Origin of the sequence: Aurantiacibacter flavus (assembly GCF_039710615.1) — a bacterium.
Classification (GTDB): Bacteria; Pseudomonadota; Alphaproteobacteria; order Sphingomonadales; family Sphingomonadaceae; genus Alteraurantiacibacter; species Alteraurantiacibacter flavus.
Genome location: NZ_JBDLBR010000002.1, coordinates 821,421 through 848,050, shown reverse-complemented (window position 1 = coordinate 848,050; position 26,630 = coordinate 821,421). Strand labels below are relative to the sequence as shown.

The 26,630-nt window shown below is 63.4% G+C and carries 25 protein-coding genes and 1 tRNA gene; 21 read left to right on the top strand and 5 right to left on the bottom strand.

Annotated features, from left to right (window positions below; translation table 11 throughout):
- The first annotated feature begins 92 nt into the window (after window positions 1-92).
- The 21 genes from ABDJ38_RS08740 (at window position 93) to ABDJ38_RS08645 (ending at window position 21,749) form a co-directional block, all read left to right on the top strand.
- Entirely contained in the window at window positions 93-662 is a 570-nt protein-coding gene (locus tag ABDJ38_RS08740) for a hypothetical protein (protein WP_346784702.1), read from the top strand.
- Window positions 659-2,050 carry a 7-cyano-7-deazaguanine synthase gene (locus ABDJ38_RS08735; protein WP_346784701.1) on the top strand — a complete coding sequence of 464 codons (1,392 nt, stop codon included), beginning with the start codon at window positions 659-661 and terminating at the stop codon, window positions 2,048-2,050. The genes ABDJ38_RS08740 and ABDJ38_RS08735 overlap by 4 nt, the downstream gene beginning before the upstream one ends.
- Complete coding sequence (locus ABDJ38_RS08730; RefSeq protein WP_346784700.1) at window positions 2,038-3,219, top strand: helix-turn-helix domain-containing protein; 1,182 nt, start codon at window positions 2,038-2,040, stop codon at window positions 3,217-3,219. The genes ABDJ38_RS08735 and ABDJ38_RS08730 overlap by 13 nt, the downstream gene beginning before the upstream one ends.
- Window positions 3,194-3,826, top strand: a complete 633-nt coding sequence (locus ABDJ38_RS08725; protein WP_346784699.1) for a PIN domain-containing protein — start codon at window positions 3,194-3,196, stop codon at window positions 3,824-3,826. Before ABDJ38_RS08730 ends, ABDJ38_RS08725 begins: the two co-directional genes overlap by 26 nt.
- A gap of 89 nt (window positions 3,827-3,915) precedes the next feature.
- On the top strand, window positions 3,916-5,754 hold the full coding sequence (locus ABDJ38_RS08720; RefSeq protein WP_346784698.1) for an ATP-dependent nuclease: 1,839 nt from the start codon (window positions 3,916-3,918) through the stop codon (window positions 5,752-5,754).
- A complete protein-coding gene (locus tag ABDJ38_RS08715) occupies window positions 5,747-7,531 on the top strand; it encodes an ATP-dependent helicase (protein ID WP_346784697.1) in 1,785 nt (594 codons plus the stop codon). The genes ABDJ38_RS08720 and ABDJ38_RS08715 overlap by 8 nt, the downstream gene beginning before the upstream one ends.
- A gap of 625 nt (window positions 7,532-8,156) precedes the next feature.
- Window positions 8,157-10,202, top strand: a complete 2,046-nt coding sequence (locus ABDJ38_RS08710) for a conjugal transfer protein TraG (RefSeq protein ID WP_346784696.1) — start codon at window positions 8,157-8,159, stop codon at window positions 10,200-10,202.
- Window positions 10,203-10,216: 14 nt separating this feature from the next.
- Entirely contained in the window at window positions 10,217-10,618 is a 402-nt protein-coding gene (locus tag ABDJ38_RS08705; protein ID WP_346784695.1) for a ribbon-helix-helix domain-containing protein, read from the top strand.
- The gene (gene trbB, locus ABDJ38_RS08700; protein WP_346784694.1) at window positions 10,615-11,589 is read left to right on the top strand and encodes a P-type conjugative transfer ATPase TrbB; all 975 of its coding nucleotides are present in this window, start codon (window positions 10,615-10,617) and stop codon (window positions 11,587-11,589) included. Before ABDJ38_RS08705 ends, trbB begins: the two co-directional genes overlap by 4 nt.
- A 4-nt stretch (window positions 11,590-11,593) precedes the next feature.
- Window positions 11,594-11,926 (top strand): TrbC/VirB2 family type IV secretion system protein, encoded by a 333-nt coding sequence (locus tag ABDJ38_RS08695; RefSeq protein ID WP_346784693.1) that lies wholly within the window; start codon window positions 11,594-11,596, stop codon window positions 11,924-11,926.
- Window positions 11,926-12,213, top strand: coding sequence for a VirB3 family type IV secretion system protein (locus tag ABDJ38_RS08690; protein ID WP_346784692.1), 288 nt, complete (start codon window positions 11,926-11,928; stop codon window positions 12,211-12,213). Before ABDJ38_RS08695 ends, ABDJ38_RS08690 begins: the two co-directional genes overlap by 1 nt.
- On the top strand, window positions 12,207-14,675 hold the full coding sequence (gene trbE / locus ABDJ38_RS08685) for a conjugal transfer protein TrbE (protein WP_346784691.1): 2,469 nt from the start codon (window positions 12,207-12,209) through the stop codon (window positions 14,673-14,675). The genes ABDJ38_RS08690 and trbE overlap by 7 nt, the downstream gene beginning before the upstream one ends.
- Window positions 14,672-15,403: a P-type conjugative transfer protein TrbJ gene (gene trbJ / locus ABDJ38_RS08680; protein WP_346784690.1), complete on the top strand. Its 732-nt coding sequence runs from the start codon at window positions 14,672-14,674 to the stop codon at window positions 15,401-15,403. Before trbE ends, trbJ begins: the two co-directional genes overlap by 4 nt.
- Before the next feature lie 25 nt (window positions 15,404-15,428).
- Window positions 15,429-16,775 carry a P-type conjugative transfer protein TrbL gene (gene trbL, locus ABDJ38_RS08675; RefSeq protein ID WP_346784689.1) on the top strand — a complete coding sequence of 449 codons (1,347 nt, stop codon included), beginning with the start codon at window positions 15,429-15,431 and terminating at the stop codon, window positions 16,773-16,775.
- A gap of 5 nt (window positions 16,776-16,780) precedes the next feature.
- Window positions 16,781-17,578, top strand: a complete 798-nt coding sequence (gene trbF, locus ABDJ38_RS08670) for a conjugal transfer protein TrbF (RefSeq protein WP_346784688.1) — start codon at window positions 16,781-16,783, stop codon at window positions 17,576-17,578.
- Entirely contained in the window at window positions 17,575-18,555 is a 981-nt protein-coding gene (trbG, locus tag ABDJ38_RS08665) for a P-type conjugative transfer protein TrbG (protein WP_346784687.1), read from the top strand. The genes trbF and trbG overlap by 4 nt, the downstream gene beginning before the upstream one ends.
- A complete protein-coding gene (locus tag ABDJ38_RS08660; protein WP_346784686.1) occupies window positions 18,552-19,853 on the top strand; it encodes a TraB/TrbI/VirB10 family type IV secretion system protein in 1,302 nt (433 codons plus the stop codon). The genes trbG and ABDJ38_RS08660 overlap by 4 nt, the downstream gene beginning before the upstream one ends.
- A gap of 15 nt (window positions 19,854-19,868) precedes the next feature.
- Complete coding sequence (locus ABDJ38_RS08655; protein ID WP_107124003.1) at window positions 19,869-20,090, top strand: DUF2274 domain-containing protein; 222 nt, start codon at window positions 19,869-19,871, stop codon at window positions 20,088-20,090.
- Window positions 20,087-20,398 carry a DUF736 domain-containing protein gene (locus ABDJ38_RS08650; protein ID WP_346784685.1) on the top strand — a complete coding sequence of 104 codons (312 nt, stop codon included), beginning with the start codon at window positions 20,087-20,089 and terminating at the stop codon, window positions 20,396-20,398. The genes ABDJ38_RS08655 and ABDJ38_RS08650 overlap by 4 nt, the downstream gene beginning before the upstream one ends.
- A gap of 2 nt (window positions 20,399-20,400) precedes the next feature.
- Window positions 20,401-20,718: a helix-turn-helix domain-containing protein gene (locus ABDJ38_RS16955; protein WP_429771094.1), complete on the top strand. Its 318-nt coding sequence runs from the start codon at window positions 20,401-20,403 to the stop codon at window positions 20,716-20,718.
- Entirely contained in the window at window positions 20,622-21,749 is a 1,128-nt protein-coding gene (locus tag ABDJ38_RS08645) for a tyrosine-type recombinase/integrase (protein ID WP_346784684.1), read from the top strand. Before ABDJ38_RS16955 ends, ABDJ38_RS08645 begins: the two co-directional genes overlap by 97 nt.
- A 17-nt stretch (window positions 21,750-21,766) precedes the next feature.
- Here the strand turns inward: ABDJ38_RS08645 and ABDJ38_RS08640 are convergent.
- The 5 genes from ABDJ38_RS08640 to ABDJ38_RS08620 all read right to left on the bottom strand — a co-directional run bounded on the left by ABDJ38_RS08640 (window position 21,767) and on the right by ABDJ38_RS08620 (window position 26,614).
- Window positions 21,767-21,842, bottom strand: a tRNA-Lys gene (locus ABDJ38_RS08640).
- A 91-nt stretch (window positions 21,843-21,933) separates the two neighbouring features.
- Complete coding sequence (gene rodA, locus ABDJ38_RS08635) at window positions 21,934-23,049, bottom strand: rod shape-determining protein RodA (RefSeq protein WP_346784683.1); 1,116 nt, start codon at window positions 23,047-23,049, stop codon at window positions 21,934-21,936.
- On the bottom strand, window positions 23,046-25,073 hold the full coding sequence (gene mrdA / locus ABDJ38_RS08630; protein ID WP_346784682.1) for a penicillin-binding protein 2: 2,028 nt from the start codon (window positions 25,071-25,073) through the stop codon (window positions 23,046-23,048). The genes rodA and mrdA overlap by 4 nt, the downstream gene beginning before the upstream one ends.
- A 3-nt stretch (window positions 25,074-25,076) precedes the next feature.
- Window positions 25,077-25,631 (bottom strand): rod shape-determining protein MreD, encoded by a 555-nt coding sequence (mreD, locus tag ABDJ38_RS08625; RefSeq protein ID WP_346784681.1) that lies wholly within the window; start codon window positions 25,629-25,631, stop codon window positions 25,077-25,079.
- The gene (locus ABDJ38_RS08620; protein WP_346784680.1) at window positions 25,631-26,614 is read right to left on the bottom strand and encodes a rod shape-determining protein MreC; all 984 of its coding nucleotides are present in this window, start codon (window positions 26,612-26,614) and stop codon (window positions 25,631-25,633) included. Before ABDJ38_RS08620 ends, mreD begins: the two co-directional genes overlap by 1 nt.
- Window positions 26,615-26,630: the final 16 nt, after the last annotated feature.

Genomic DNA, 26,630 nt, shown 5'->3' with positions numbered 1-26,630 from the left:
CCTACCAGAACAAGGTAATGTCAGGTTGTTTAGCAATCGATATTGACATTGTCAGAACCTAGCTTCATTTAAAGTGCGGGGAGCACGATGTGATGAGTGATGGCCCGTACAAATCTCTTCCGATGAAGCCTCGTTGGCGACATGCAGCAAAGTGCGCGTACAAGGAGGCGTTCTCTCAAAATGAGATCGTCGAAAGCGTGACGCGCGCGTCACACGCGGACTGGCGCGCCGAAGTCCGGCAGGCACTTGTTGCGTCAGTCACCTCCGCTGTTGCTCCTCTGGGGCAGCAGCCGCTCTTCGCGGACCAAGTTCTGGCAGATCTCGCTGCGCTCCGGCGCGGCTGCGCCTCGCCGCTGGAGGCGTCTTTCGTCCGCAACGCGATCGATGCCGTAGTAACCGGACGAACTGGCGGCGATGCCGTCCAGTTCGCCGCGGAGGAAGCGCTCTCCGACCGCCTGCTCTGCAATTACCGTCAGGTTGAAGAGCATGTCCGCCGTGACGACAGCATACGCAACGCGGAGTTTGTGCGGAACCGCTTCGAGGCGGCGCACGGCCAAATCGATCTGTCCGGTCTCGCGCGTGCCGCACTGCGGACGGGCGAGCCGCTGATGCGCCGCACCCGCGCTCAATTCACCGATCTCGACGCTGGAGTTCCGCTATGACCGCCCGCACCTATCATGCCTCAAGCGAGACCGCGTTCGTGGTCGATGCGGTTGAGCTCGATGCGGATGTTCGCGACGGCGCGATCGCTGCCAACCTCGGGTCCGCGATCAATCTCTCAATCGCTGGGCTGGAGAGCTATTTCTATACCGGCTGGCGTCCAGAACTTGTCGACCTTCTCGTCATCGCGGCCGCTGTGGAATATTGCGATCTCAGCGTTAAACGCCCGGCGTGGGGCTGGGCGCGGTCCTTCGACCTGCGTGTGGCCGTCCATTCGCTCAATCGTTGGGAGGATCCCGCAGTCCACAATGCACTTGAGGATGCTCTTTCGTTCCTAACGGGCGATCAGTGGATCGTCAGCTTCGTGCAACGCAAGCGCGACATTGAGCGCGTGGGACAGGGCTCCCTCGGCTTCGACGTGCGCGACCGCGTGATCATGCCGTATAGCGACGGTGTGGATTCCCGCGCTGTTTCGGCGCTCGTCGATAATGCCGAAAAGGGCGGTCTCGTGCGCGTCCGCCTTGGTACCAAGGGCGCCGACACTCACTCCAAGGATCCCCGCGAACGCCGCTTTATGTCGGTGCCCTATCAGGTGCGGTTCGATGTAGGCCAGAGGGTCGAATCGTCGGCGCGGTCGCGGGGTTTCAAGTTCGCGGTAATTACAGGCATCGCTGCGGCGCTCGCCAATGTAGAGCGGATCGTAGTGACGGAGAGCGGACAAGGCGCCCTTGGTCCAATCCTCGTCACCTTGGGGCAAAGCCACCCCGACTATCGGGTCCATCCCGCCTTTACCCGTCGGATCGAAGCGCTATTCGAAGCCTTGACCGGCAAGGCGCCGCACTACGAGTATCCCCGCATCTGGTCGACCAAGGGCGAGACCGTCGCAGCGGCGCAGAAGCTCGCGCAGCCGCCCAACTGGGCGAACACCCGGTCATGTTGGCAGGGTGCTCGGCAGGTAAGCTTCGAGCACAAGCGCCGACAATGCGGTATCTGCGCTGCCTGCATGTTGCGCCGCCTCAGCATGCATGCGGCTGGCGTTGAGGAGCCTGCCGCCAACTACATCTGGGAGGACCTGTCCGCCCCCGAGATCGAGAAAGGCGCGGTCGTGGGCTTCAAGCTGATGACCCCTTCGCTCCGCGAACATGCCATAGCCGGTGTACTCCACCTCGACCATCTGGCCTCGCTCTCCGGCTCTGCCATCCATCGACGCGCGGTTGCCCGCGTCGCCCGCGAAACCGCTGATGCCCTCAGGATGTCGTCGGCCGAGGCGGAGGCGAACCTCTTGGCGTTGCTTGCGCGTCACCGCGCCGAATGGCTCGCGTTCCAAGAGAGTCTCAGGCCGAATTCCTTCGTCGCCAAGCTCGCGCAGGTCTCGCCGTGGCAGCGGTGACAGGCAGCCTTTCCCCCGAAGCGCTTGGAGAGCTGCTACGCGACGCCAGGGAGAATGCGAAGCTGACCCAGGCTGCGGCGGCGCAGGCACTGAATGTCGCGCGCACCACGTTGGTCGCCATCGAGCAAGGACAGCGCCGTGCGCGCCTCGAAGAGCTTCAGAAGCTCGCCGCCCTGTATCGCGTCTCACTCAACGTCTTGCTGCGCCAGGGCAGTGCGAAGGTCGATTTGCGGCCCCGCTTCCGGCGGGCCGGTGAAGGCGATGCAGAAGTCGAAGAGGCGGTCGCTTTGCTTAACAGCCTCGTCCAGGCGGAGCTGGAACTGGAAAACCTGCTCGGTATCCAGCGGGCGCGCAACGACCCGCCGGAGCGGCCCCTGCTGCCCGGCAACGTCTTGCTCCAAGCCGAACAGGACGCGAGCGAGCTGCGCCAGTGGCTAGGGCTTGGCATGGCACCGGTCCACGATATGGTCAGCCTGCTGGAAGTCCAACTGGGGGCGCGCGTCTTCGTCCGGCAGTTGCCGGCCCGGATTTCGGGGCTCTATGCGTTCGACGAAGTTGCCGGTGCCTGCATTCTGTTGAACGCGTTGCATCCTCGCGACCGGCGCACGCAGACCGGTGCCCATGAGACCGGCCATTTCATTTCCACCCGCCGCGCACCGGATGCGCTTTATGCGGATTCGCCTGAAGCTTCGCGGGAAGAGCGCTACGCTAACGCTTTCGCGCGCTGCTTTCTAACGCCCGCCCGAGCGGTTGCCGCCCGCTTTCAAGATGTCACGGCCGGTGCCGCGCGGCTCACTCGCCGCCATATCATTATTCTTGCACACGCCTTCGGTGTGTCGCGCGAAGCAATGGTGCGGAGACTTGAGGAACTCGGCCTCACTAAATCCGGCACCTGGGACTGGTTTAAGGAGCACGGCGGCATCACGGACGAGCAAGCGCGCGAAGTGCTCGGCGACGCGATACCGCCCGATCCAGCTAAGACCGATGCCGCACGGCAAGTGTCGATGCGCATGAGCCTCCTGGCGAGTGAAGCGTGGCGGCGCGGTCTTCTGAGCGAAGGGCAGTTGGCGCGCCTTCTTCATATTGACCGCGTCGAAGCACGCGAGATGATCGACGATTTTGAAGCTGAAGGAGCGGTCGACGATGAGTCGCCAATCCTCCTGGCTTGAGCGGGCGGCATCGCTCGTCGGCGATGCCAGCGTCTGGATCAACCTCGTCGCGACGGGCTGCGCTGAGGACATTCTTCGATCGTCGCCGGCGGAACTCGTCATCACGACGACCGCGCTCGGCGAGCTTGAAAATGGGCGCGCGAAAGGTCGGCAAACTGCCGCCGAGGTTGCGAGGCTGATCGAGGTAGGTTTGATCCGTGAGGTTTCGCTCAGTTCTACCGATGAAGCCGTGTTTCTGGACCTCGTCGCGGGTCCGACAAGCCTCACACTTGATGATGGCGAGGCGGCAACAATCGCATATGCGCTCGGTTCCGGAGCGGGCGCGCTGATCGATGAGCGTAAAGCCACCGACTTGTGTGCCGACCGCTATCCAGCGCTTATCGTCATGAGCACGACGGATCTGCTTCTTGCCGATCCGATCGTGTCGTCCTTTCAGGCCGATGGTCTCAGCGAATGTTTGTTTCTTGCGCTGACGGTCGCACGCATGCGTGTCCCGGACCGCCATCTTGCCGACGTCTGTGAACTCCTAGGACCGGATCGTTGCCGCGAGTGCCGCAGCCTGCCCGCAGCATGGCGGCAATCGGAGGCTTCGCGCTTGACCGGCTAATCTCATGACTTGCGCCGGATGGGACAAAACCGTGCTGATATTTTTCCGCATAGAAAGTAAACTGCGGCCGATGAGATGGAGCGGGCAGGATGTATCTTTCACGAATTAGAATCGAGAACTTCCGTAACTTCCGCGACCTCGACGTAGCGCTAGGCGGCAACGTCGTCATTGTCGGAGAGAACCGCGTCGGGAAGAGCAATTTGCTCTTTGGCTTGCGCCTGATCTTCGACCCCTCACTGCCGGATAGCAGTCGGCAGCTCGGTCTCGCTGACTTCTGGGACGGGCTGGAGGAGATTACTTCCGAGACGATCATGACCGTCTCGGTCGAGATCAAGGATTTCGAGGACGACCCCGATGTGCTTGCCGTCCTGACCGACTTCAGGCTCGACGACGATCCCGATACCGTCCGCCTGACCTACAAGTTACGCGCGACGCCGGGGCTCGATCATGCACCCGCCAGTGATGACGATTTCTCGTTCATCTGTTTCGGCGGGGAAAGCGAAGCCAAGCGCTTTGGCCATGATTTGCGGCGGCGGATCACGATGGACCTGTTGCCGGCGCTTCGTGATGCCGAGGGTGACCTCGCCGCTTGGCGCCGTTCGCCGCTTCGTCCACTGGTCGAAGATGCGTTCGTCGCGATCGACGCGGCAAAGCTCAAGGAGATCGGCGAGAAGATCGCGGAAGCAAGCAAGGCCGCGATCGAGTTCGGCGAGGTGAAGGCGCTCGAAGGCCGGATTGCCGAGCTGTTTCTCGCGATGGCGGGCGCTAAGCAGGACGTGAAGCCATCGCTTGGCTTTTCTGCGACCGATGCCGCCCGCATCAATCGCCAGATCCGTCTGCTCATCGACGAAGGGCGGCGCGGCGTTGCCGATGCTAGCCTGGGATCAGCCAATCTCATCTTCCTGACGCTCAAGCTGCTCGACCTTCAACGGCTGATTGAGACCAACAAGCGCGACCATTCCCTGCTCGCGATCGAGGAACCGGAAGCGCATCTTCATCCGCATCTCCAGCGGCTGGTGTACAAGCATTTGTTCGAGACGATCGTCAAAGGCGCGGCGGCGGAAGATGCTGAAACCGAGGAAGAGGACACCGGCGCGGACGAGGGCGAGCCGATGTCGGTGATCCTGACGACTCATTCGCCCCACATCGCCAGCGTCGCGCCGCTCGAATCGCTCCTGTTGCTACGGGCGGACGCGGATCAGGGAACTTGGGGCTATTCGACGGCGGCGACGGATTTCACCGAAGCCGAAGAGGAGGATTTGAGCCGCTATCTCGATGTAACCCGAGCCGAGATGGTGTTCGCCCGCGGAGTGCTATTGGTCGAGGGTGACGCCGAACGGTTCCTCATCCCCACGTTAGCCGAAGAACTCGACATTTCGCTCGACGAGCATGGCGTGTCGGTCTGTTCGGTCGCTGGCACCAATTTCCAGCCCTATGTGAAGCTGCTATGCGCGCTCGGCATTCCCTTTGCCGTCATCACCGATTTCGACATGATCGACGGAAGACCCCGGTCCTACAAGCGGTGCCTAAAGCTCACCCGTACAATCGATACCGCGCGGGGGGGCGCTGATACGGACGGCCTGATCGCGGCGATCAAGGCGATCGACAATTATGACGAGACCTATGAAAAGTTCGAGGATTTCGGCCTGTTCGTCAACGACAGCACGCTGGAAACCGAGATGTTCGGGGGCGACTATGCCGAGGCGATGATCGCGACCCTGCGCGAACATAATTTCAGCGCCGAGCGGCTGGCGCTCCTTGATGCCTGGGAAACCAAGCCGTCCGACGTCGATGCCAAGATCCTGATCAAGATGATCGAGCAGATGGGCAAAGGCCGGTTCGCGCAGCGCTTGGCATCGCGCATCAAAGGCCTGACTGTGCCGCATTATATCGCCAACGCGATCAACCATGTGATCGGCCTTGTCTGATCGTGCGCTCTATCTGAAGGCCGCGGAAGATCTGCGGCCCAACGACAAACAGTGGCAGGCCTATGAATCCGGCGGCCACTGCGTGCTGCTGGCCGGGCCAGGCAGCGGCAAGACCAAAACGCTGACAGTCAAGCTCGCGCGCATGCTCAGCGAGGATGTCGAGGATCCCCGCGGCTTTGCCTGTATCACCTACAATAACGAATGTGCTCGCGAGCTCGAGATGCGGCTCGATGGCCTCGGTATTGCGCCGGGCGGCCGCGTCTTCATCGGCACCGTGCACAGCTTCTCGCTGACCCAGATCCTCCTGCCCTATGCGAAGGTCGCGGGGTTGGGTCTCCCGGATGATTTCCAAGTGGCGACCCGGCGCCAGACGCGCGCCGCGCTCGAAAATGCCCATGCCAAGGTGATCAAGGGGCCGGAGAATCCGCAGACCTGGGATTTCCGGCTTGGGCAGCACCGCCGCCGATTCCTCAACCGGGACGTCGACGCCTGGAAAACCGTCGATCCGCAACTGACCAGGCTCGTCGAGGCCTATGAAGCCGAACTGCGCCAGATGGGCGTTATCGACTTTGACGACATGCCGCTTCTCGCCTTGCGCGCGCTCGCGACCAACGCCTGGCTGCGCAAGGCGATCGCCGCCAAATATCCGATACTGGCGGTCGACGAATATCAGGATCTCGGCCGGGCTTTGCACGCGATGGTGATGGGGCTGTGCTTCAGCGCCGGCATCCGCCTGTTCGCGGTCGGCGATGTCGATCAGTCGATCTACGGCTTCACCGGCGCGAACCCCGAATTGCTGAAGAAACTGTCGGAGCGCGACGATGTCGAAACCGTCCGGCTCGGGCTCAACTATCGCTGCGGGTCGCAGATCGTTACTGCCTCCGAATACGCCCTTGGCGAAGCGCGCGGCTATCGGGCACCGGACGGCGCGCATGAGGGCACGATCTATTTTCATCCCTGCACCGGCGGCTATGCGGCGCAGGCGCGATATTTGATCGAACAGTTGATCCCCGAGATACGCGCGCGGCGCCCCGATCTGAACGTTGGCGAAATCGCCATCCTCTACCCCGCAGCCTTCATCGGCGACGAGGTCGCGACCGCCGCGGCCAACAACGGCTATGGCGTGATCCGCACCGACGGCAACGCGCTGTATCCTCGCGGCAGCCGTCTAATGCGCTGGCTCGAGCAATGCGCGATGTGGTGCTGCGGTGGCTGGCGGTCAGGCCAGCCTCAGGTATCCCGCGTAATAGCCGAAGGTGCCCGCCTGTTCCATGAACTGCTCGCGACCGATGACGACCGGCTGGAATTTCAGCGCGACTTGATCGCAACCCTCTGGGATCGTCGTGACGACACTCTCAGTCTGCACGACTGGCTCGTCTCCCTGCGCGACGAGATTATTAAACCGCGCATCGATCGTGCCCGATCGCTGGCAGATGAGTTCGAGACGCTGAACACCTTCATCAACCGGTTTGGACCGACCGGTGATGTGGAGGATTTCCCGCTCGGCGAGTTCGCCGGCATCGGCACCGGTCTCGACCGGATCAATCTGTCCACCTTGCACAGCGCCAAAGGACGCGAGTTCGACGCGGTGATCCTGTTCGGGATGGAGGAAGGACGCCTTCCCCGAAACAATGCAAGCGATGGAGAGATCAGGGAAGCGCGACGGCTGTTCTATGTCGGCTTCACGCGAGCAAGGCATGAAATCCATCTCATGCACGGGCAGCACAACCCTTCACGCTTCGTGACAGAAGTGCAGGAGCGCCTCGAAGGTGAATGATGCCCGTTAAGTTCGCTTTACCCGGGACGATTCGAACGGAATCGTCGAAGCGCACCGCCGCCCTTACTGCGTTGAACTGCGAGCGATCTCATCGGTCGTAGCCGCTGCAGGGCCTGCGTAGAAGACCGCGGCATTTGGCGCGCCGAAAAGATTCGAATTGTTCGCTGGTCGTGAGGCTACCTTAATGAATTTCGTCCGCTTTCGGGTGGCGCCGATCTACGGCTGAGCGTCCTACTTGGGGCGCGAAGCTGCCTCGCGAATACGCTACCAGAAACGTCCGCTATCCCAATCTAGGTCCTAAAAGACGCCGTTCCGGATCGTCCCCAGACCACGCCACTCCGGTTCACCCTGACGACGGTGACCAACGATTGGTTTCGACGCCCAGATCCCTCATCATGAATAGCGGCTAGGTCGGCGGTCATAGGCATTGGAAGCTGGGGCTTACGGCGCAGGGGCAGCGAGGAGCGTCCAACTGGCACATTTCACAATGTGCCCTTCGTAGCGAAGACCGGGAAGGGGAGGGGCCATCAAGGATGGTTGCGGGCATCACGCTGACCCCCTGAACTGATCCAGCTTCGGCTTCGTTCGTGCCGCCTGTTGCGGCCCGTGAGTCGGAGCCTCGATCATGACCCCCACCAAGCTGCTTGTCGGCCAGATTTTCGTCGTTTTTGCTATCGTCATTCTGGGCGTCTGGGCTGCGACCCAATGGGCGGCCGCTATGCTCGGCTATCAGACTCAGCTTGGGCAGCCCTGGGCGATGGCGTTCGGGTATCCGGTCTATCGGCCGTGGCAGCTCTTTGCATGGTGGTATCACTACGAAGCCTATGCGCCGGAGGTCTTCGACAAAGCAGGCACGCTCGCGGGGGCCAGTGGCTTCCTCGGTTGCGCTTCGGCGATTGCCGGTTCGCTCTGGCGGGCCCGGCAGAACCGGCATGTCACTACCTATGGGTCTTCACGCTGGGCATCGCGTGGCGAGATCGGCAAGGCCGGGCTGTTCCGCGATGCAGGCGTGTTTCTTGGCCGCTATCGAGGCGATTATCTGCGCCATGATGGTCCGGAACATGTCATGGCCTTTGCGCCGACCCGGTCGGGCAAGGGGGTTGGACTGGTGGTGCCATCGCTGCTGTCATGGACCGGCAGCACCGTAGTTCACGATATCAAGGGCGAGAACTGGCAGCTCACGGCCGGTTGGCGCTCGCGCTTTTCGCATTGCCTGCTGTTCAACCCGACCGATCCGCGCTCGGCGCGCTATAATCCGCTGCTCGAGGTCCGCAAAGGCCCGGACGAAGTGCGCGATGTTCAGAACATCGCCGATATTCTCGTCGATCCCGAAGGCGCGCTCGAACGCCGCTCGCATTGGGAAAAGACCTCGCATTCGCTGCTCGTCGGCGCGATCCTCCATGTGCTCTATGCCGAGGAAGAAAAGACCCTAGCGCGGGTAGCGACCTTCCTGTCCGACCCCCAGCGTTCCTTCGCGCATACGCTGCGGCGGATGATGGCCACGAACCATCTGGGGACCAAGGAACAGCCGCAGGTTCACCCGGTGGTTGCGAGCGCAGCGCGCGAGGTACTGAACAAGTCGGAAAATGAGCGCAGCGGCGTACTTTCAACCGCTATGTCGTTCCTTGGTCTGTACCGGGATCCGATCGTGGCGCGCAATACCGCGGCCTGCGACTGGCGGATCAGCGACCTCGTCGATGCTGCCCATCCGGTCTCACTCTATCTGGTCATTCCACCGTCCGATATTTCGCGGACCAAGCCGCTGGTCCGTCTCGTCCTCAACCAGATCGGGCGCCGTCTGACCGAGCGCCTGGAGGGCGATCCGCACAAGAGCCGCAAGCATCAGCTTCTGATGATGCTGGATGAATTTCCGGCGCTCGGCCGGCTCGACTTTTTCGAGACCGCACTGGCCTTCATGGCGGGCTATGGCATCCGCGCGTACCTGATCGCCCAGAGCCTCAACCAGATTTCGAAGGCTTATGGCGAAAACAACGCCATTCTCGACAATTGCCATGTCCGCATCGCCTTTTCCTCGAACGACGAGAGAACGGCGAAGCGGATCAGCGATGCACTGGGCACAGCGACCGAACTGCGTGCGCAGCGCAATTATGCCGGGCACCGGCTCGCACCCTGGCTCAGCCATGTCATGGTGTCGCGGCAGGAAACCGCCCGTCCGCTGCTGACCCCGGGTGAGGTGATGCAACTGCCACCGACAGATGAACTGGTGCTCGTTTCGGGCCTCGCGCCGATCCGCGCGAAAAAGCTTCGCTATTTTGAAGACGCCAATTTCACTGCTCGTGTCCTCCCGCCACCCAGCCTCGGTCCTGATGATGGCGTCTACGCCGATCGCCCCAGCCCGCGGCCCGATGACTGGGGCAGCGAGGTGCGCGGTCTGCATGAAGGGCTGGTAGCGACCGCTGATCAGGAAGGCGCGTCTTTCGATGAGGAAGCCGAAGGCGGCCTGCAACAGCAGCGCCATCCCGGCCTTGCCGAAGAACGGCCCGAGCCAGTCACTGAACCTGGCGCGGACATGATCCCCGGCATCGAGGATGACAGCGATGCGGGCGCGGACCGACAGGCCATGGACCGGCTGCGGGGTCTCGGCGCTGTCCAGCGAGCCCATGCGATGAATGAAGCCGATCGTGGTGACGATCTGCTGCCGAGCTTCTGAGGGGAGGGCCGCCTGTGAAACCCCGCCATCACCTCTATCTCGACGACGAACTGACGGCCCAGCTGGAACGCTTGGGTTCGAAGCCGGGCACATCCAAGTCAGCCATCGTTGCGGATGCGCTGCGCGACTATCTCAACCGGCGCGCCACCCGCCAGGTCGACGATCTTCTGAAAGTCCGGCTCGACCGGATGAGCACACAGCTCGGTCGGATAGAGCGCGACAGCCTTGTGCTGCTCGAAACGCTCTCGCTGTTCGTGCGCTACCAGCTCACCGTTACCGCACCGCTTCCTGAGGGAGACAAGGCGGCGCAGGCGATAGGTCGGGAGCGCTTTCGCCGGTTCGTCGATCAGGTCGGCCGGCAGTTGGCGACGGGGCGGTCCATTGGTGCTGCGGCTTCCGAGGAGGCTGGCCAATGAGCGGCGTCAACAGCCAGGCGGAGGGCCGCCGCCGCGCCATGCTGCGCACCGCCATGGGCCCTGCTATTGCGGCTGCACTTGGCGATCCGCGCGTCATTGAGATCATGGTCAACCCCGATGGGTCTCTCCGGCTTGACCTCCTGGGCGAAGGCCGCGTCGATACGGAACTACGGGTAGAACCGGCGGAAGCGGAACGCATCATTCGTCTGGTCGCCAGCCATGTTCGCACCGAAGTCCATGCCGGTGCGCCGATCGTGAGCGCGGAACTGCCTGAAGGCGGTGAACGCTTCGAAGGCCTGCTGCCACCGGTTGCGAGTGGGCCGTGCTTTTCGATCCGCAAGCCAGCGGCCCGCATCCACAGGCTGATCGACTATGTCGCGGATGGCATCATGCGCGCCGAAGTCGCGCTGGCGCTCTCCATGGCGGTGGTCGAGCGCAAGAACATCCTTGTCGCGGGCGGGACCTCGTCAGGCAAGACGACGCTCGCCAACGCGCTGCTGAACGAGATGGCCACGCTCGATGAGCGGGTCATTTTGATCGAGGATACGCGCGAGCTGCAATGCGCCGCAGCCGATACCGTGGCGCTGCGGACCAGGCCCGGCGTCGTCACCATGGCTGACCTGGTCCGTTCGACCCTGCGGCTGCGTCCCGATCGTATCATCGTCGGCGAAGTGCGCGGCGGCGAAGCGCTAGACATGCTCAAGGCGTGGAACACCGGGCATCCGGGCGGAATCGCCACGGTCCACGCCAATTCCGCGCGTTCCGCGCTTTATCGGATCGAGCAGCTCGTCGCCGAATGCGTGGTCACAGTTCCGCGCCGTCTGATCGCCGAAGCGATCGACATTGTCGTGTTCATTTCCGGCCGGGGCACCGGTCGCAGGATCGAGACTGTGGCCGAGGTCAGCGGGCTCGATGCCGACGGTGATTTTGCCGTCACCGACCTCGCCATTCCCAACAGCACAGGAGATTGAAATCATGCACGTCCGCTATCCATCGGTTATCCGCCATCTGCCGACTCCGCTCCTCATAGCCGCGGCGGCTCTCGTCTTCCCCGCCGTCGCCATGGCCTCGGGTTCCGGCATGCCATGGGAAGAACCGCTCCAGCAGATTCTTGAATCCGTTCAGGGGCCTGTCGCCAAGATCGTCGCGGTCATCATCATTATCACGACCGGGCTGGCGCTGGCCTTTGGGGAGACATCGGGCGGCTTTCGCAAGCTGATCCAGATCGTCTTCGGCCTCTCGATCGCCTTCGCTGCCAGTTCCTTCTTCCTGTCCTTCTTCAGCTTCGGCGGCGGAGCGCTGGTCTGATGGTCGGTGCCGGCTCCATCGCGGCGGCAGGGCAGGTCGAGGGCTTCGAGGTCCCGTTGCACCGCGCGCTTACCGAACCGATCCTCTTGGGCGGAGCGCCGCGCGGCATCGCGATCCTCAATGGAACGCTCGCCGCCGCGATGGGGCTGGGACTTCAGCAGTGGATCGCGGGGCTTCTGCTCTGGCTCGCCGGGCACAGCCTCGCGGTGTTCGCTGCCAAACGCGATCCCGATTTCGCCACCGTCCTTGCTCGCCACCTCCGGCAGAAGGCCTATCTCTCATGCTGAGCCTGAAGGAATATCGTGGGACCGCCGATCGGCTTGCCGATCATCTGCCCTGGGCCGCACTGGTTGCCCCGGGCGTGGTGCTCAACAAGGATGGCAGTTTTCAGCGGACCCTACGCTTTCGCGGCCCCGATCTCGAAAGCGCAACCGACGCCGAACTAGTTTCAGTCTGCGCGCGAGCCAATAACACGCTGCGGCGAATGGGCTCGGGCTGGGCGCTGTTCTTCGATGCCGAACGCTTGCAGGCGCTGGGCTACCCTGCAAGCGACTTTCCCGATGCAGCATCATGGCTAGTCGATGAGGAACGCCGGGCCCATTTCGATGGACGGCGCGCCGAGCATTTCGAGAGCCGCTATCACCTGACCCTCTGCTATCTGCCGCCTGCCGATCAAGTGAGCCGGGCCGAACGGGCGCTCCTCGAGCGCGATGTTCCGCAGCAAGGACGAGACTGGCGGCAGGAACTGCGCGCGTTTGTCGCCGAGACCGACCGGGTGCTCGATCTGCTGGCCGGCTTCATGGACGAAGTCAGAGCGCTCGACGATGCCGAGACGCTGACATTCCTCCACGGCAGCATCTCGACGAAGCGGCATGTCGTCGCGGTCCCGGAAACGCCGATCTATCTCGACGGGTTGCTGGTCGACACGCCGCTTTCGGGCGGGATCGAGCCCATGCTAGGGGACCAGCATCTGCGGACCGTCACGGTCATGGGTTTCCCCAACGCCACCCGGCCGGGCATTCTCGATGCGCTCAACCATCAGGGCTTCGCCTATCGCTGGGTCACCCGCTTCATCGCGCTCGACAAGACCGCCGCGAACAAGACCCTGACCCGCATCCGTCGGCAATGGTTCAACAAGCGCAAGTCGATCGCGCAGCTCATGCGCGAGGTGATGATGAACGAGCCGGTACCGCTCACCGACAGCGACGCCGACAACAAGGTCGCCGATGCCGATCTCGCGCTGCAGGCGCTGGGCGGCGACCATGTGGCCTTTGGATATTACACCGCCACCATCACCGTGTCCGATACGGATCGCGCTGCGGCGGACGAAAAAGTCCGCATCGTCGAGCGCATAGTCAATGGCCTCGGCTTCACCTGCATTCGCGAGAGCGTGAACGCGGTGGAAGCCTGGCTGGGGTCGCTGCCCGGCCATGTCTATGCCAATGTCCGGCAGCCGCTGGTCCATACGCTGAACCTTGCTCATTTGATGCCCTTGTCGAGCGTCTGGGCAGGGCCGGCGCGCAACGAGCATCTCGCAGGCCCGCCGCTGCTCTATGCGGAAACCAGCGGATCGACACCGTTCCGCCTTTCGACCCATGTCGGCGACGTCGGGCATATGCTGATCGTCGGACCGACCGGTGCCGGCAAGTCGGTACTGCTGGCGCTGCTCGCCCTGCAATTCCGTCGCTACCCCGGATCGCAGGTCTATATCTTCGACAAAGGACTGTCGGCCCGCGCCGCTGTGCTGGCCTGCGGCGGCGAACATCATGCGCTGGGCGAGGGCGATGGTCTCGCCTTCCAGCCCCTGAAGGCTGTCGACGATGAGAGTGAGCGAGCCTGGGCGGCCGAGTGGATCGCTTCGCTGCTGGTTCACGAGAAGGTGGAGGTAACGGCCGAGGTGAAGGAAGCGCTCTGGTCGGCGCTGACCAGCCTTGCGAGCGCGCCCGTCGAAGAGCGGACGCTCACCGGTCTTTCGGTTCTGCTCCAGTCCAACGCGCTCAAGGCCGCGCTCATGCCGTATACGCTGGAAGGGCCGTTCGGGCGGCTCCTCGATGCCGCCGAAAACAGCCTAGCGCTCGGGACCATGCAGTGTTTCGAAACCGAGGCGCTCATGCACTCGGCAGGCGTGGTGCTGCCCGTGCTCACCTATCTGTTTCACCGGCTCGAAGAGCGGTTCGACGGCAGGCCGACATTGCTGGTGCTCGACGAAGCCTGGGTCTTTCTCGACAATCCGGTCTTCGCCCAGCGCATCCGCGAATGGCTCAAAGTCCTGCGCAAGAAGAATGTCAGCGTGGTGTTCGCCACGCAGAGCCTTGCCGATATCGCGGACAGCAGCATTGCCCCGGCAATCATCGAGAGCTGCCCACAGCGCATCTTCCTCGCCAACGACCGCGCGATCGAACCGCAAGGGCGTGCCGCATATGAACGCTTCGGGCTCAATGACCGGCAGATCGAACTGATCGCCCGCGCCACGCCCAAGCGGCATTATTGTCTGCAATCCCGGCGGGGCAATCGCCTGTTCGAGCTGGCCCTCGGGCCTGTCGCGCTCAGCCTGTGCGGGGCTTCCGATCCGGAAACACAGCAGCTGATCGAGCGGCTGCTTACCGAACATCGGCAGGCCGCGTTCCCCGCCGCCTTTCTAGAGGCGCGCGGCCTCGCCTGGGCCGCCGAGCTTCTCCGAGACTTCCCCGGTGCGAACAGCGCCGGGGGAGACCCCGTCCAACCCCAGCAGAAGGAGCTCTTCTCATGAAATTGCCTATTCTCGCGTCCATCCTTGCAAGCATTGCCTGCGCTGGCGCAGTCATCATTCCGCTCGCGCCGGCACATGCCCAGTTCGGCGGCGTCGTGTTCGACCCCAGCAATTATGCGCAGAATGTGCTGACAGCTGCGCGCACGCTGCAGCAGATAAACAATCAGATCCAGGCGCTGCAAAATCAGGCGTCGATGCTGACCAATATGGCAAAGCATCTCCAGCGCCTCGATTTCTCGTCGCTGACGCAGATCACCCGGTCGATGCAAAAGATCGGCACGCTGATGGATCAGGCCGAGGGCATCGCCTTCGACCTTGCCTCAACCGACGAGGCGCTGCGCCGGCAGTTTCCCGCTGCCTTCGACACGGCGCTGTCGACCAGCGAGATCGTAGCGCAGGCGCGGACCCGCTTTGCGGCGTCGATGCAGGGCTATCGCCAGACCATGCGGGTCCAGGCGCAGGTGGTCGAGAATATCGACGAGGACGCCGACCTCCTCGCGCAACTGGTATCCCAAAGCCAGTCCGCGACTGGCAGTTTGCAGGCGGCTCAGGCGACCAACCAGCTCATCGCGCTGTCGGCCAAGCAACAGCTTCAGATCCAGCAGATGATGGCGGCGCAATATCGCGCCGAAGCGCTCGAGCGTGCAAGGCAGCAGCAGGCCATGGAAGCCGCCCGCGAGCAGACCCGGCGCTTCATCGGCTCGGCCCGCATCTACACGCGCGACTGACGGCATCCGGAAGGCGGCCTGGCCCATGAACCCCGACCTCAACATCATCGACGGCTTTCTTGAAGCCTTCATCAGCTACATCGACAGCGGCTTCGGGCTTCTCTCGGGCGATGTCGCGTTTCTTACCAGCGTGCTGATCGGCATCGACGTGACGCTCGCGGCGCTCTGGTGGGCGATGGACAATGACCAGGATGTTCTGGGCAAGCTCATCAAGAAGGTCCTCTACGTCGGGGCCTTCGCCTTCATCATCGGCCAGTTCAGCACGCTTGCCGAGATCATCTTCAGGAGTTTTTCCGGCCTCGGGATCACCGCGGGCGGGGGAGGCCTCTCGGCCGACGATCTGATGCATCCCGGTGCAATTGCCGGGACCGGCTTCGAGGCGGCGCATCCGCTGCTCGATCAGGTCTCCGAGCTGTCGGGATTTCCGGAATTCTTCGGCAATTTCCTCTCGATCGCGGTGCTGCTCATCTGCTGGCTCCTGGTGGTGCTGGCCTTCTTCATCCTCGCGATCCAGCTCTTCATCACCATCTTGGAGTTCAAGCTGACGGCATTGGCAGGCTTCGTCCTCGTGCCTTTCGCACTTTGGAACAAGACCAGCTTCCTTGCTGAACGTGTGCTCGGCAATGTCGTGTCTGCGGGCATCAAGGTCATGGTGCTCGCGGTCATCGTCGGGATCGGCACCAACCTCTTCGACGAACTGACCGCGCTCGTCGGTAGCGAACCGGACATTGCCGAGGCGCTTAGCTTGCTGATGGGCGCGCTCACCCTGTTTGGCCTTGGCATCTTCGGTCCCGGCATTGCAGCGGGCCTTGTTTCCGGTGCCCCGCAGCTTGGTGCGGGTGCCGCTGTCGGCACGGTGGCGGGCGCTGCGATCATGTCCGGCGGCGCTGCAATGCTCGGTGCGCGCGGCGCGATGATGGCGGGACGGGGCGGCATGGGCGCGATCCGGGCCGGAACCGCGATGGGTTCGGCTGCGTCGAACGCCTACCGGCTCGGTCAGGAAACCGCCGGAAGCGCAAGCATCGGTGCCGGCCTTGGCGGTTTGGCCACTGCTGCCGGAGGTGCTGCATCGCAAGGCGCAAGAGCGGCCGCTTCGCGCATCGCAACCCCACTCAAATCCAGCGTGGAGAAGGGCCGACAGGCCGCCTGGAACGCCGGGCAACCCTCATCGACACCGCCCGCCTCATCGCCCGCCTCCGGCACAGGGCCGGCGGCGGGGGCGGGTGCATCACCTGCCGGCACGCCGGCCTGGGCGCAGAGCCTGCGCTCCGAGCAAAGCGCCCGTCATCGCCGGCACATGGCGATGCAGGCGCTGCGCGACGGAGACCGGCCCGGCAGCGGCGCAAATCCCAACCTCAGCGAGAAGGAGTAAACCCCATGATCTTCAAGCGATCGATCCAGCGCTATGGAGTGACGCCCCAGCCCGAGACACCCTATCAGCGTGCCGGTCAGCTCTGGGATGAGCGTATCGGCTCGGCCCGCGTCCAGGCCCGGAACTGGCGGCTTGTCGCCTTTACCTGCCTCGGTCTTACCGGCGTCCTGATCGGTGCGAATGTCTGGCAGTCGATGCAGAGCCGCGTCGCGCCCTATGTGGTGGAAGTGGATCGTCTCGGCGAAGCGCGCAGCGTCGCCCCGGCAATCCAGAATTACCAGCCCACGGACGGGCAGGTCGCCTGGCATCTGGGGCGCTTCATATCGAATGTCCGCTCGGTCTCGACCGACCCGGTGCTGGTGAAACGCAACTGGCTCGATGCCTATGACTTCGCCACCGACCGCGCGGCGATCTTCCTCAACGAATATGCAAGGGCCAACGACCCTTTCGCTGGTATCGGCCAGCGCAGCGTTTCGGTCCAGGTGACGAGCGTAGTGCGCGCTTCGGACAGCAGCTTTCAGGCCAAATGGACCGAGAGCATTTATGAGCGCGGGAGTCTCGCGAAGACCGAGCGCTGGACGGCCATGCTCACCGTGACGATGCAGCCGCCGAAAACGGCAGATGCCCTGCGCAAGAACCCGCTCGGCCTGTTCGTCAATGCGATCGACTGGGCCCGCGAACTCGATGGCCAGCCATCCCCATCTCCGCGGCAGGTCCAGACGCCAGACCTTGCTGTGCCCGCAGCCTCTGCCGCCGCGCCCCCGATGGCTGCCGACCCAGAACAGAAAGGAGTCCGTCCATGATTGCCCGTCTTTCCCTGTCTCTTCCCGTAGTGGTGCTGCTGTCCGCCTGCGCTGGGAAGACGCCGCCGCCTGCGATCGCGCTCGACAGCGTGCAGTTTCGGCCTGCCGTGCTTGAAGCTGAACCAGCCAAGCCTGTCGAGATCGTCGAAACACCCGTGCCGCTGCCTTTGCCGGGCCAGCTTCTCCCGCCGCCGTCGGTCAGGACTGAGGTCGGACCTCCTACGGCTCGGGTTGAAGCGGCGAACCGTGCGGCCACGCGCGAACCGTCGAGTGCAGGCTATATCAATGCCGTGCAGGTCTACCCCTGGACCGACGGCGCGCTCTATCGTCTCTATGCCGCTCCGGAACAGGTGAGCGACATCGCGCTCCAGCCCGGCGAGAAGCTCGTGGCGGTCTCGGCAGGCGATACTGTGCGCTGGGTCATCGGCGACACCTCAAGCGGGGCCGGTGAAACCGCACGGGCGCACATATTGGTCAAGCCCTACGCACCGGGGCTCAAAACCAATATGGTCATCACCACCGACCGGCGCGCCTATCATCTGGCGCTCGAAAGCACCGACAAGACCGCGATGGCGGCGATCAGCTGGACTTACCCGCAGGATCGCCTGCTGGCCTTGCAGCGGCAGAACGAACGTGCCGAGGAGGCGCGGCCGGTGGCGGACAATGTCGCGCTCACCAATCTGCGCTTCCGCTATGCCATTACCGGCGACAATCCGCCCTGGCGCCCCGTCCGGGCATGGGATGATGGTAACAAGGTCTATATCGAGTTTCCGGCCCGGCTCGACCAAGGGGAGGCGCCGCCCCTGTTCGTGGTTGGGCCGCTCGGGCAGAGCCAGCTGGTCAATTATCGTGTCAGCGGCAATCACTATATCGTCGATCGCCTCTTCGGCGCGGCCGAGCTGCGACTTGGCGAAACCCCGCAGGCTGTCGTGCGCATTTCCCGCACCGATGCGGCGCAGGGGAGGGCACGCCCATGAGCGGTCCCGACAAGCATGATGCTGCCCCGGTCCCGCGTGCTGATGGGGAGCCGACAGCGCCCCCGCCTGAGCCGGCCAGGCTGAGTGCCGAAAAGCTCGTCCTGCGCGCCGCACCCCGGCGTGTCGTCCGGTTCCGGCGCAGCGTGATCATCGGCGGAGCCGCTTGTGTTTCGCTCGCCATCGCCGGTGTCGCCTGGATGGCGCTGGGGCCGAAGACGTTGCAGGTGGTCGCGACCGCTGATGAGAAGGCCGTCGCGGACCGGCGAACTCCGGCCGATGCCGTCGCCAATCTGCCCGGAACCTATGGTGAGCTGCCATCGGGTGTTCCGGTGCTGGGCTACCCGCTGCCCGGCGATCTCGGGCGGCCGATCCTCGAGCACCAGCGCGGTCTCGGCATCGATCCGGCAACCGATCCGGGTGCCATACCGCCGTCCATGACCATGGAGGAGCAGGCCGCCGAGGCCGAGCGTCAACGGATCATTGGTCAGGCAGCGCAGGCCCGCGAGGCCGACGTGATGGTCCAGTCGTCCAGGCGGGGTGCTGTGGCGCCGACTGCAGGCGCGGATAGCACGCCCACAGGCAGTGCCGCGCCAGGCCAGAGCGAGCAGACAGCGCGTCTCGCACTGGATCCAGAGCGGGATCAGAACAACCAGCAGCGCAAGCTCGACTTTGTCGGGAGCCAAGCGTCGGCCGGCATCACCAATGCCCACGCGCTCCAGACACCGGCATCGCCCTATCAGCTGATGGCAGGCAGTGTCATCGCCGCCAGCCTGATGACGGGGCTCAATTCCGATCTTCCGGGCATGGTGGTGGCGCAAGTGACCGAACCGGTCTTCGATACCGTCACGGGGCGTATCCTGCTCATCCCGCAAGGCTCGCGGCTGATCGGCAGCTATGACAGCGTCGTGGCTTTCGGCCAGCGGCGTGCCTTGCTGGTGTGGCAGCGGATCATCCTGCCCGATGGCAGTTCGGTTCAGATCGACAATCTGCCGGCCACCGACAGCGCCGGTTATGCGGGGCTGGCCGACAAGGTCGACTTCCATAGCTGGCAATTGCTCAAGGGCGTCGCGCTCTCGACGCTGCTCGGCGTCGGCACCGAACTCACGCTGGGCAGTGACGAGAGCGATCTTGTCCGCGCGATACGCCAATCGACCCAGCAATCCGCCAATCAGGCGGGTCAGCAGATCGTCTCGAAGAACCTCAATATCCAGCCCACCATCACCGTCCGTCCCGGATGGCCGCTGCGCGTGATCGTCCACAAGGACATCGTGCTGCGGCCCTGGGCGGGCGCTCGCTAGACAAGGAGAGCCGCGATGCTCAAGCTTGCAAAATTGCCGGACCGGACACCGGTCAAACTGGCCATCACCATCACGCCCGATCTCGCCCATGCGCTCGGCGACTATGCGACGATCTACAACCGGACCTATGGCGACAAGGCCGAAGTGGCGGAGCTTGTGCCCGCCATGCTCGACAGCTTCCTGGCCAGCGATCGCGTCTTTGCCAAGGCGCGCAAGGACATGGAGGCCGGGACATGACGCGCAAGCGGACGATCGGCCGCTTCCGGCGCTCGAAGCAGGGCGGATGGGAAGGGGAGATCAACACCCTGTCGATCCAGCGTGCGATCCGTCTGGTTCCCAACGACAATAGGGTCAGCGACAGCGCCCCGGCGTTCCGGGTCATGCTGGGCTGGCAGCATATCGGTGACGCCTGGGAGCGCCTGTCGCGCACTGAGCCTCCCCGTGAATATTGGCGGGTGCGGATCGACGATCCCTTCTGTCCGCTCAGCGCCATGCTGTTCCCCGACGCGGAAGGCATGACCGCGCAGCTGGTGCTGCAGGTCTAACCATGGGCGAAGGAGCCGAGCGCGTTCTGACCATCCGGGAAGCGGCGGCGCTGCTCAAGGTGCACCCCAACACCATCCGCAATTTGCTGGCCGAGGGCCGCATTCCGGCGGCCCGGGTCGGGCGCCAGTGGCGCTTTCTGGAAGGCGAACTTGTCGCGTGGATTCGCTCGGGCTACCCTGCGCCTGCACGAATGCAGTCAGGTGCCCCAACAAAGGAGGCATTATGGCACTCTGGAAACGTGCAGGAAAATACTACGTCAAGCTCACAGCACCTGACGGAACGCTCATTAGACGCTCTACTGGAACGACCGACAGGCTGAAGGCGCTCGAATTTCACGACAAGCTGAAGGCCGAGCTGTGGGACCTTGCCAGGCTGAAGCAGAAGCCGAAACGGACCTGGGACGAGGCGGCTTTGCGGTGGCTGAAGGAGAAGGCACACAAGAAGTCCTACCGGGACGATGTGAGCCGGATCCGGTGGTTCACTAAGCATCTGCGTGGCAAGACATTGGATCAGGTGAGCAGGGACATGATCGACCGGCTCATATCGCGCCATTTCGCCCGCAAGAGCGATCGCACCAAGGATCTCTATGTCGCGCTCATCCGCGCGATCTTCCGGAAGGCGATGCGGGAATGGGAATGGATCGCGCATGTGCCGGCGTTCAAGACCTATGCGCGCAGTGGCCGGGTCAGGGTGCGGTTTCTCACCCATGATCAGGCCGCCGAGCTCATGGGTCGGCTTCCTGAACACCAGCGCGAGGTGGTGCTGTTCGCTTTGTCGACCGGCCTGCGTCAGGGCAACATACTCCATCTGCGATGGGATCAGGTCGATATGACCCGGCGCATCGTCACGATCGGATATGGCGAGACCAAGAACGGGGAAGCGCTCGGCGTTCCCCTGAACGAGGCAGCCCTTGGCGTGTTACGGCGGCAGAAGGGCAAACATCCGGTTCATGTGTTCACATTTCGGGGCAAGCGCCTTGCCAATGCGAATACGCGGACCTGGCGTGCGGCTTTGAAGGCCTGCGGGATCGAGGATTTCCGCTGGCACGATCTGCGGCACACCTGGGCGACCTGGCTCCGGCAGAATGATGTGCCCACCTGGGTGCTTCAGGAGCTGGGGGGATGGAAATCGGAGTCGATGGTGCGGCGTTATGCGCACATGTCGGTGAAGCATCTCCAGCCCTATGCCGACCAGCTGATTTTGCCGGGCACAGACCCGCTGATTAATCCGGTCACAGACACGAAAAAGTCTAACTGCCCGGAAAAGCTGGAAAGCTCAGGTCACAAAAATGGTCACAGTGAGAGCCGTCCGCGGCTCAAGCTTGTCGCCGGCCTCGACGTAAACTCTTGATTATGAAGGAAGAAAAATGGTGGACGCACTAGGGCTCGAACCTAGGACCCGCTGATTAAGAGTCAGCTGCTCTACCAACTGAGCTATGCGTCCATTCCGGTGGTTTTTCCGGGGCACCGCGAATCGCGGAGAGGCGTCTAATAGCGATTGTCGCGCGCTTGAAAAGAGGTTTCTTGCCTCCGCTCTAATAGTTTCCACCGGGCTGCTTGTTCCAGCGATCCACCATCATCAGCGTACCCACGCAAATCATGTTCGTGAGCATCGACGAACCACCATGGCTCATGAACGGCAAGGGAATACCAACCACCGGTGCCATGCCCATAACCATCAGCAGATTGACCGCCGCGTAAAAGAAGATCGTCGCCACCATGCCGCCAGCCAGCAGGCGCGCGAAACGGTCTTTTGCATCGCGCGCTACGCCCAGGCCCCAGCGCAGTACGAGCCCGAAAATCAGGAGCACGAACAGCCCGCCCGCCAGTCCCCATTCCTCCGCCATGGTCGCGAAGACAAAGTCGGTGTGCGGCTCGGGCAGATAGTCGAGCGAACTTTGCGAGCCGTTGCCGAACCCTTTGCCAAACAGGCCGCCCGACCCAATCGCGATCTTCGACTGGGTGATGTGATAGCCCGCGCCGAGTGGATCGCTTTCCGGATCGAGGAAGGTGGTCACGCGCCGCCGCTGATAGTCCTGCAGGCCGAAGAAATAGGCCAATGGAATGGCCACCAGCGCCGCGATCCCGCCACCGACGAACCACTTGGTAGGAAGGCCCGCCAGAAACATCACCACTGCGCCGCCGAAGACAATCGCCAGTGCCGTCCCGAGATCGGGCTGGAGCAGGACGAGCAGCATCGGCAAGCCTATCATCGCAGCGGCTGGAACAATCGCCCGCCAGGTGCCGATCAGGCCCACTGGCAGACCATGATAGAACCAGGCCAGAACCAGGACGATCGCCGGCTTCATCAACTCCGACGGCTGCAATACCATGAAGCCGAGGTTCAGCCAGCGCTGGCTTCCCCCGCCGATGGCCCCCAGCGCCTCCACGAGCATCAGCAGGAACACTACGGCAGCATAGATCGGCAGCGCCGCTAGCTTGGCAAGGTTGACCGGGAAGAACGACATCACCAGCGCCATCGACAGCGTCACGCCGAAGCGCAGCAGGTGCGAACTGGCGTAGGGCGACATCGATCCCCCAGCAGCCGAGTAGAGCACAGCGCCGCCAAAGGCGACCAGCAAGGCAATGGGCAGAATGACCTGCCAGGGAAACTGCGCCAGCGGGGCCGGCAAGGCTACGGCGCGCCTCACGTCAGATTGCCATTGGCGCTGGCGACCGGGTCTTCACGCGGTACGAGAGCATCGGTCACCGGAGTCTCGGGTTCGGCGATCGCGGCGCGCGCCTCGGCATCGACCTTTTCGGCGAGCTGGATGGGCGCGGGGGCGGGGGGCAGATCGACCCCGGCAGCGGCCGCATAGGCCGCATAGGACTGTTCGAGCCGCTGCTGCGCGGTCCCGCCCCACTGCTTCTCAAAACCGTGCAGTGCATCCAGCGCTTTGCCCGGATCGAACAGAAAGGTCATGACGTCACGCGCGATCGGATAGGCAGATCCCGAACCGCCACCGTGTTCGATTACCACCGCGCAGGCGTAGCGCGGATTGTTGAACGGGGCGAAGCAGATGAAAAGGCCATGGTCGCGATATTTCCAGGGGCCCGTCTTGCCGTTGGACAGAGCAAGCGAAACAACCTGCGCCGTGCCCGTCTTGCCGGCCATCAGCAAGTCGTCAATCGGAAGCCGTGCGCGCCCGGCAGTGCCCGGGCCGTTAATGACGTCGCTCATCGCGTTCTGAATGACCTGCACGTGATCGCCGTGGAAATTCATGCTCCCGAACTTCGGGATCTTTCCATCCATGATCAGACGCGGCATCACGGTCCTGCCGGTAGCGATGCGCGCGGCATAGACGGCAAGTTGCAGCGGATTGAACAGCATGTAGCCCTGGCCAATCGTGGCGTTCACCGTATCGAAGGCTTGCCATTCCCGGCCATACTTCTCCAGCTTCCACTCCGGATCGGGCACGGTGCCGTAAAACTGGCTTGCCACTGGCAGCGGGAACTCCTGACCCAGCCCGCAGCGGCGGGCCATGTCGGAGATCACGTTCATCCCGAGCTGCTGGGCGAAGTGATAGAAATAGACGTCGCAGCTTTGATAGATGCCCTTGGCCATATCGACACTGCCGTGCCCGCGCCGGTTCCAGCAGTGGAACACGCGGTTGCCGACGCGCAGGCCACCGTTGCAAACCACGCTCGCATCGGGTGACAATCCCGCTTCCAGGAAGGCCATGGCCACCATTGGCTTCACCGTCGAGCCGGGCGGGTAAAGGCCCTGCAGCACCTTGTTGCGCAAGGGCACCCGGTCGTTCTCGCTCAGCATCGAATATTCGACTCGGCCGATCCCGTCGGAAAAGCTGTTGGGGTCGAAGCTGGGCATCGAGGCCATGCACATGAGGTCGCCGGTCAGGCAGTCGATCACCACCACCGAGCCGGATTCAAGCCCGATCCGACGCGCGGCATAGTCCTGAAGCGGCCCGTCGATGGTCAGCCGGATCGGGTCGCCCGGTATGTCCTCGCGCGTTTCCAGATCGCGCACACGGCGGCCCGAGGCGGTGACCTCCACGCGCCGAGCACCTGGTACACCGCGCAGCTCCTGCTCGAACTGCTTTTCGAGCCCGTCCTTGCCCATCTTGAAGCCGGGCGTAAGCAGCAGCGGCTGCGGCTCAAGATCATACTCTTCGCGGCTGGGTGCGCCAACATAGCCGATCAGGTGGCCGACTGAGCTGCCGGTGGGATAGTACCGCGCATAGGATTGCTGCGGGAGCACGCCCGGAAGCTCGGGCAGGCGCACGGTCAGCGCCGCATATTTCTCGAAGTCGAGCCCGCTCGCCACAGGCACGACCTGATAGCTCGACGCATTCTCGATGCGCTCGACCAGGTCCTTGCGCTCGAGATCGTCGAAAGCGAGCACCTTGGAGAGCAGGTCGATGGTCGCCTCGCGGTCATGCAGCCGTTCGGGTATGATATCGACGCGGAAGTCGCTGCGGTTGGAGGCAAGCGGTGATCCGTTGCGGTCGAGAATCCAGCCACGCCGAGGCGGAATGAGCGAGAGATTAACGCGGTTGCTCTCCGCTTCCATCTCGTACTTCTCGTTTTCGGCCACGGCGATGTAGCCCATGCGTGCTGCCAGCAACAGGCCCACGCCGCCCTGAACCGCGCCCACCACGAAACTGCGGCGGTCGAACGTCTCCTTCAGGGAGTTACTGCTAATTCTCGGTTCCATCACTCAGTCGATCCGCCTCACGCGGAGCAAGCGCATGCGATCCAATATGACCACTACACCTACAATAATGGGAAAGAGCACCAAGGAGAGCAAGAGCTGCGGGGCAAGCAACCAGAAATGCAGCAGATCGAGCCTGGCCGCGGAAAACACCGCCGACAAAAGCAGAAACAGCGTAATCAGCACTGCGGCGACGATCCAGTCCTGCCAGAAGCCGCGCCAGGGGAAGCGCAGCTCGAACAGGTCAAGCGCGATGAGCGTAAGCGAGAAAAGCAGGATGCTGCTGCCGAGCGGCTGGCCCGACAGAAGGTCGTCGATCAGCCCGAGCGGAAAACCCGCCCATAGCGGTAGCAGGCCTGGCCGCAGCAGGCGCCAGGCGAGCAGGAACATGAAGGCGAGCGGCGGTACCACAGGGGCCGGGGCAATCACGGGTAGCATTGGCACCAATGAGGCCAAGACGATCGAGAGCCACGGCACCCCGTAAACGAGCGCAGGCGAGTGATCACGATTGATCTTGCTTCCGAACAGATCCCTGCGCGCAGTGGGGTTGAGCTTTTCCATCATTCGTCCGGCGCGGCCGCTCCTGATGGCGCCACGGGCGGGGGTGGAGGAGAGACCGGAGGCTCGGGCAAGGCGGCTGCGACTTCCTCGATGCCTTGCTCGGTCGGGCCGGAAGGCGGGCGCTCGAGCATCGCGACCGCCTCGGGCTGCCACACCGGCTCGACCAGCACCACATCGGTCGCTGCCGGGTTGCTCAGCAGCCGTGCGATGCCGCCGTCGTCGTTGAGTTCGGTCACCATGGCCACCGCAATGCCGGGACGGAACATCCCACCAGAACCCGAGGTCACGAACACGTCGCCGATCTCCAGCGGGTTGACCCCGAGCGTGAGTAGCCGCAACCGCAGCGAGCCGTCTGCGCGTCCCTCGGCAAAGGCTACCACATTGTCGGTAGCCCGGCGGACCGGCACGATCGATTCGCTATCGGTCAGCAGCAGTACGCGTGAACTGGTGCGCCCAACTTCAAGCACGCGACCCACGAGGCCCATCGGTGAGGTCACCGGCATGCCGACCTTTACCCCGTCGTCCCGCCCGGCCGAGAGATAAGCGAAGCGTCGCGCGCTAACCGAGGTGGAGCCGATCAGGCGTGCGATAGCAACGGGCTTGCGCTCGTCCTGCGCGAGGCCGAGCACCGCCTTGAGCTGTTCGTTCTCCTGTTCAAGCGCGCGCGCCTCGGCGAGCTTTACGCGCGCGATGGCAATCTCTTCCTTCATCTGCGCGTTCTTGCTGCCTGCTTCGTAGTACCCGGCGATGGCGTCGAAGAAATTGCTGGTACCGACGCGGCCAGCCGCGCCCGCCTCGCCAACCGAGGCGGTGACATCGCTCGCCATGGTCCGCAAGCCGGCGAAGGCTTCGGGTCTGAGCAACGATACAATTAGGAGCAGCGCGCCAATCGCCGCGCCGGCCGACGCGAGCAAATAGCCCGCGAAGACGCCGAATTGCGCCCTGCGATTAGTGCCGCTGCGCTGTGCCGCCGGCGATGCCATGGCCCGCGCGCTCTCC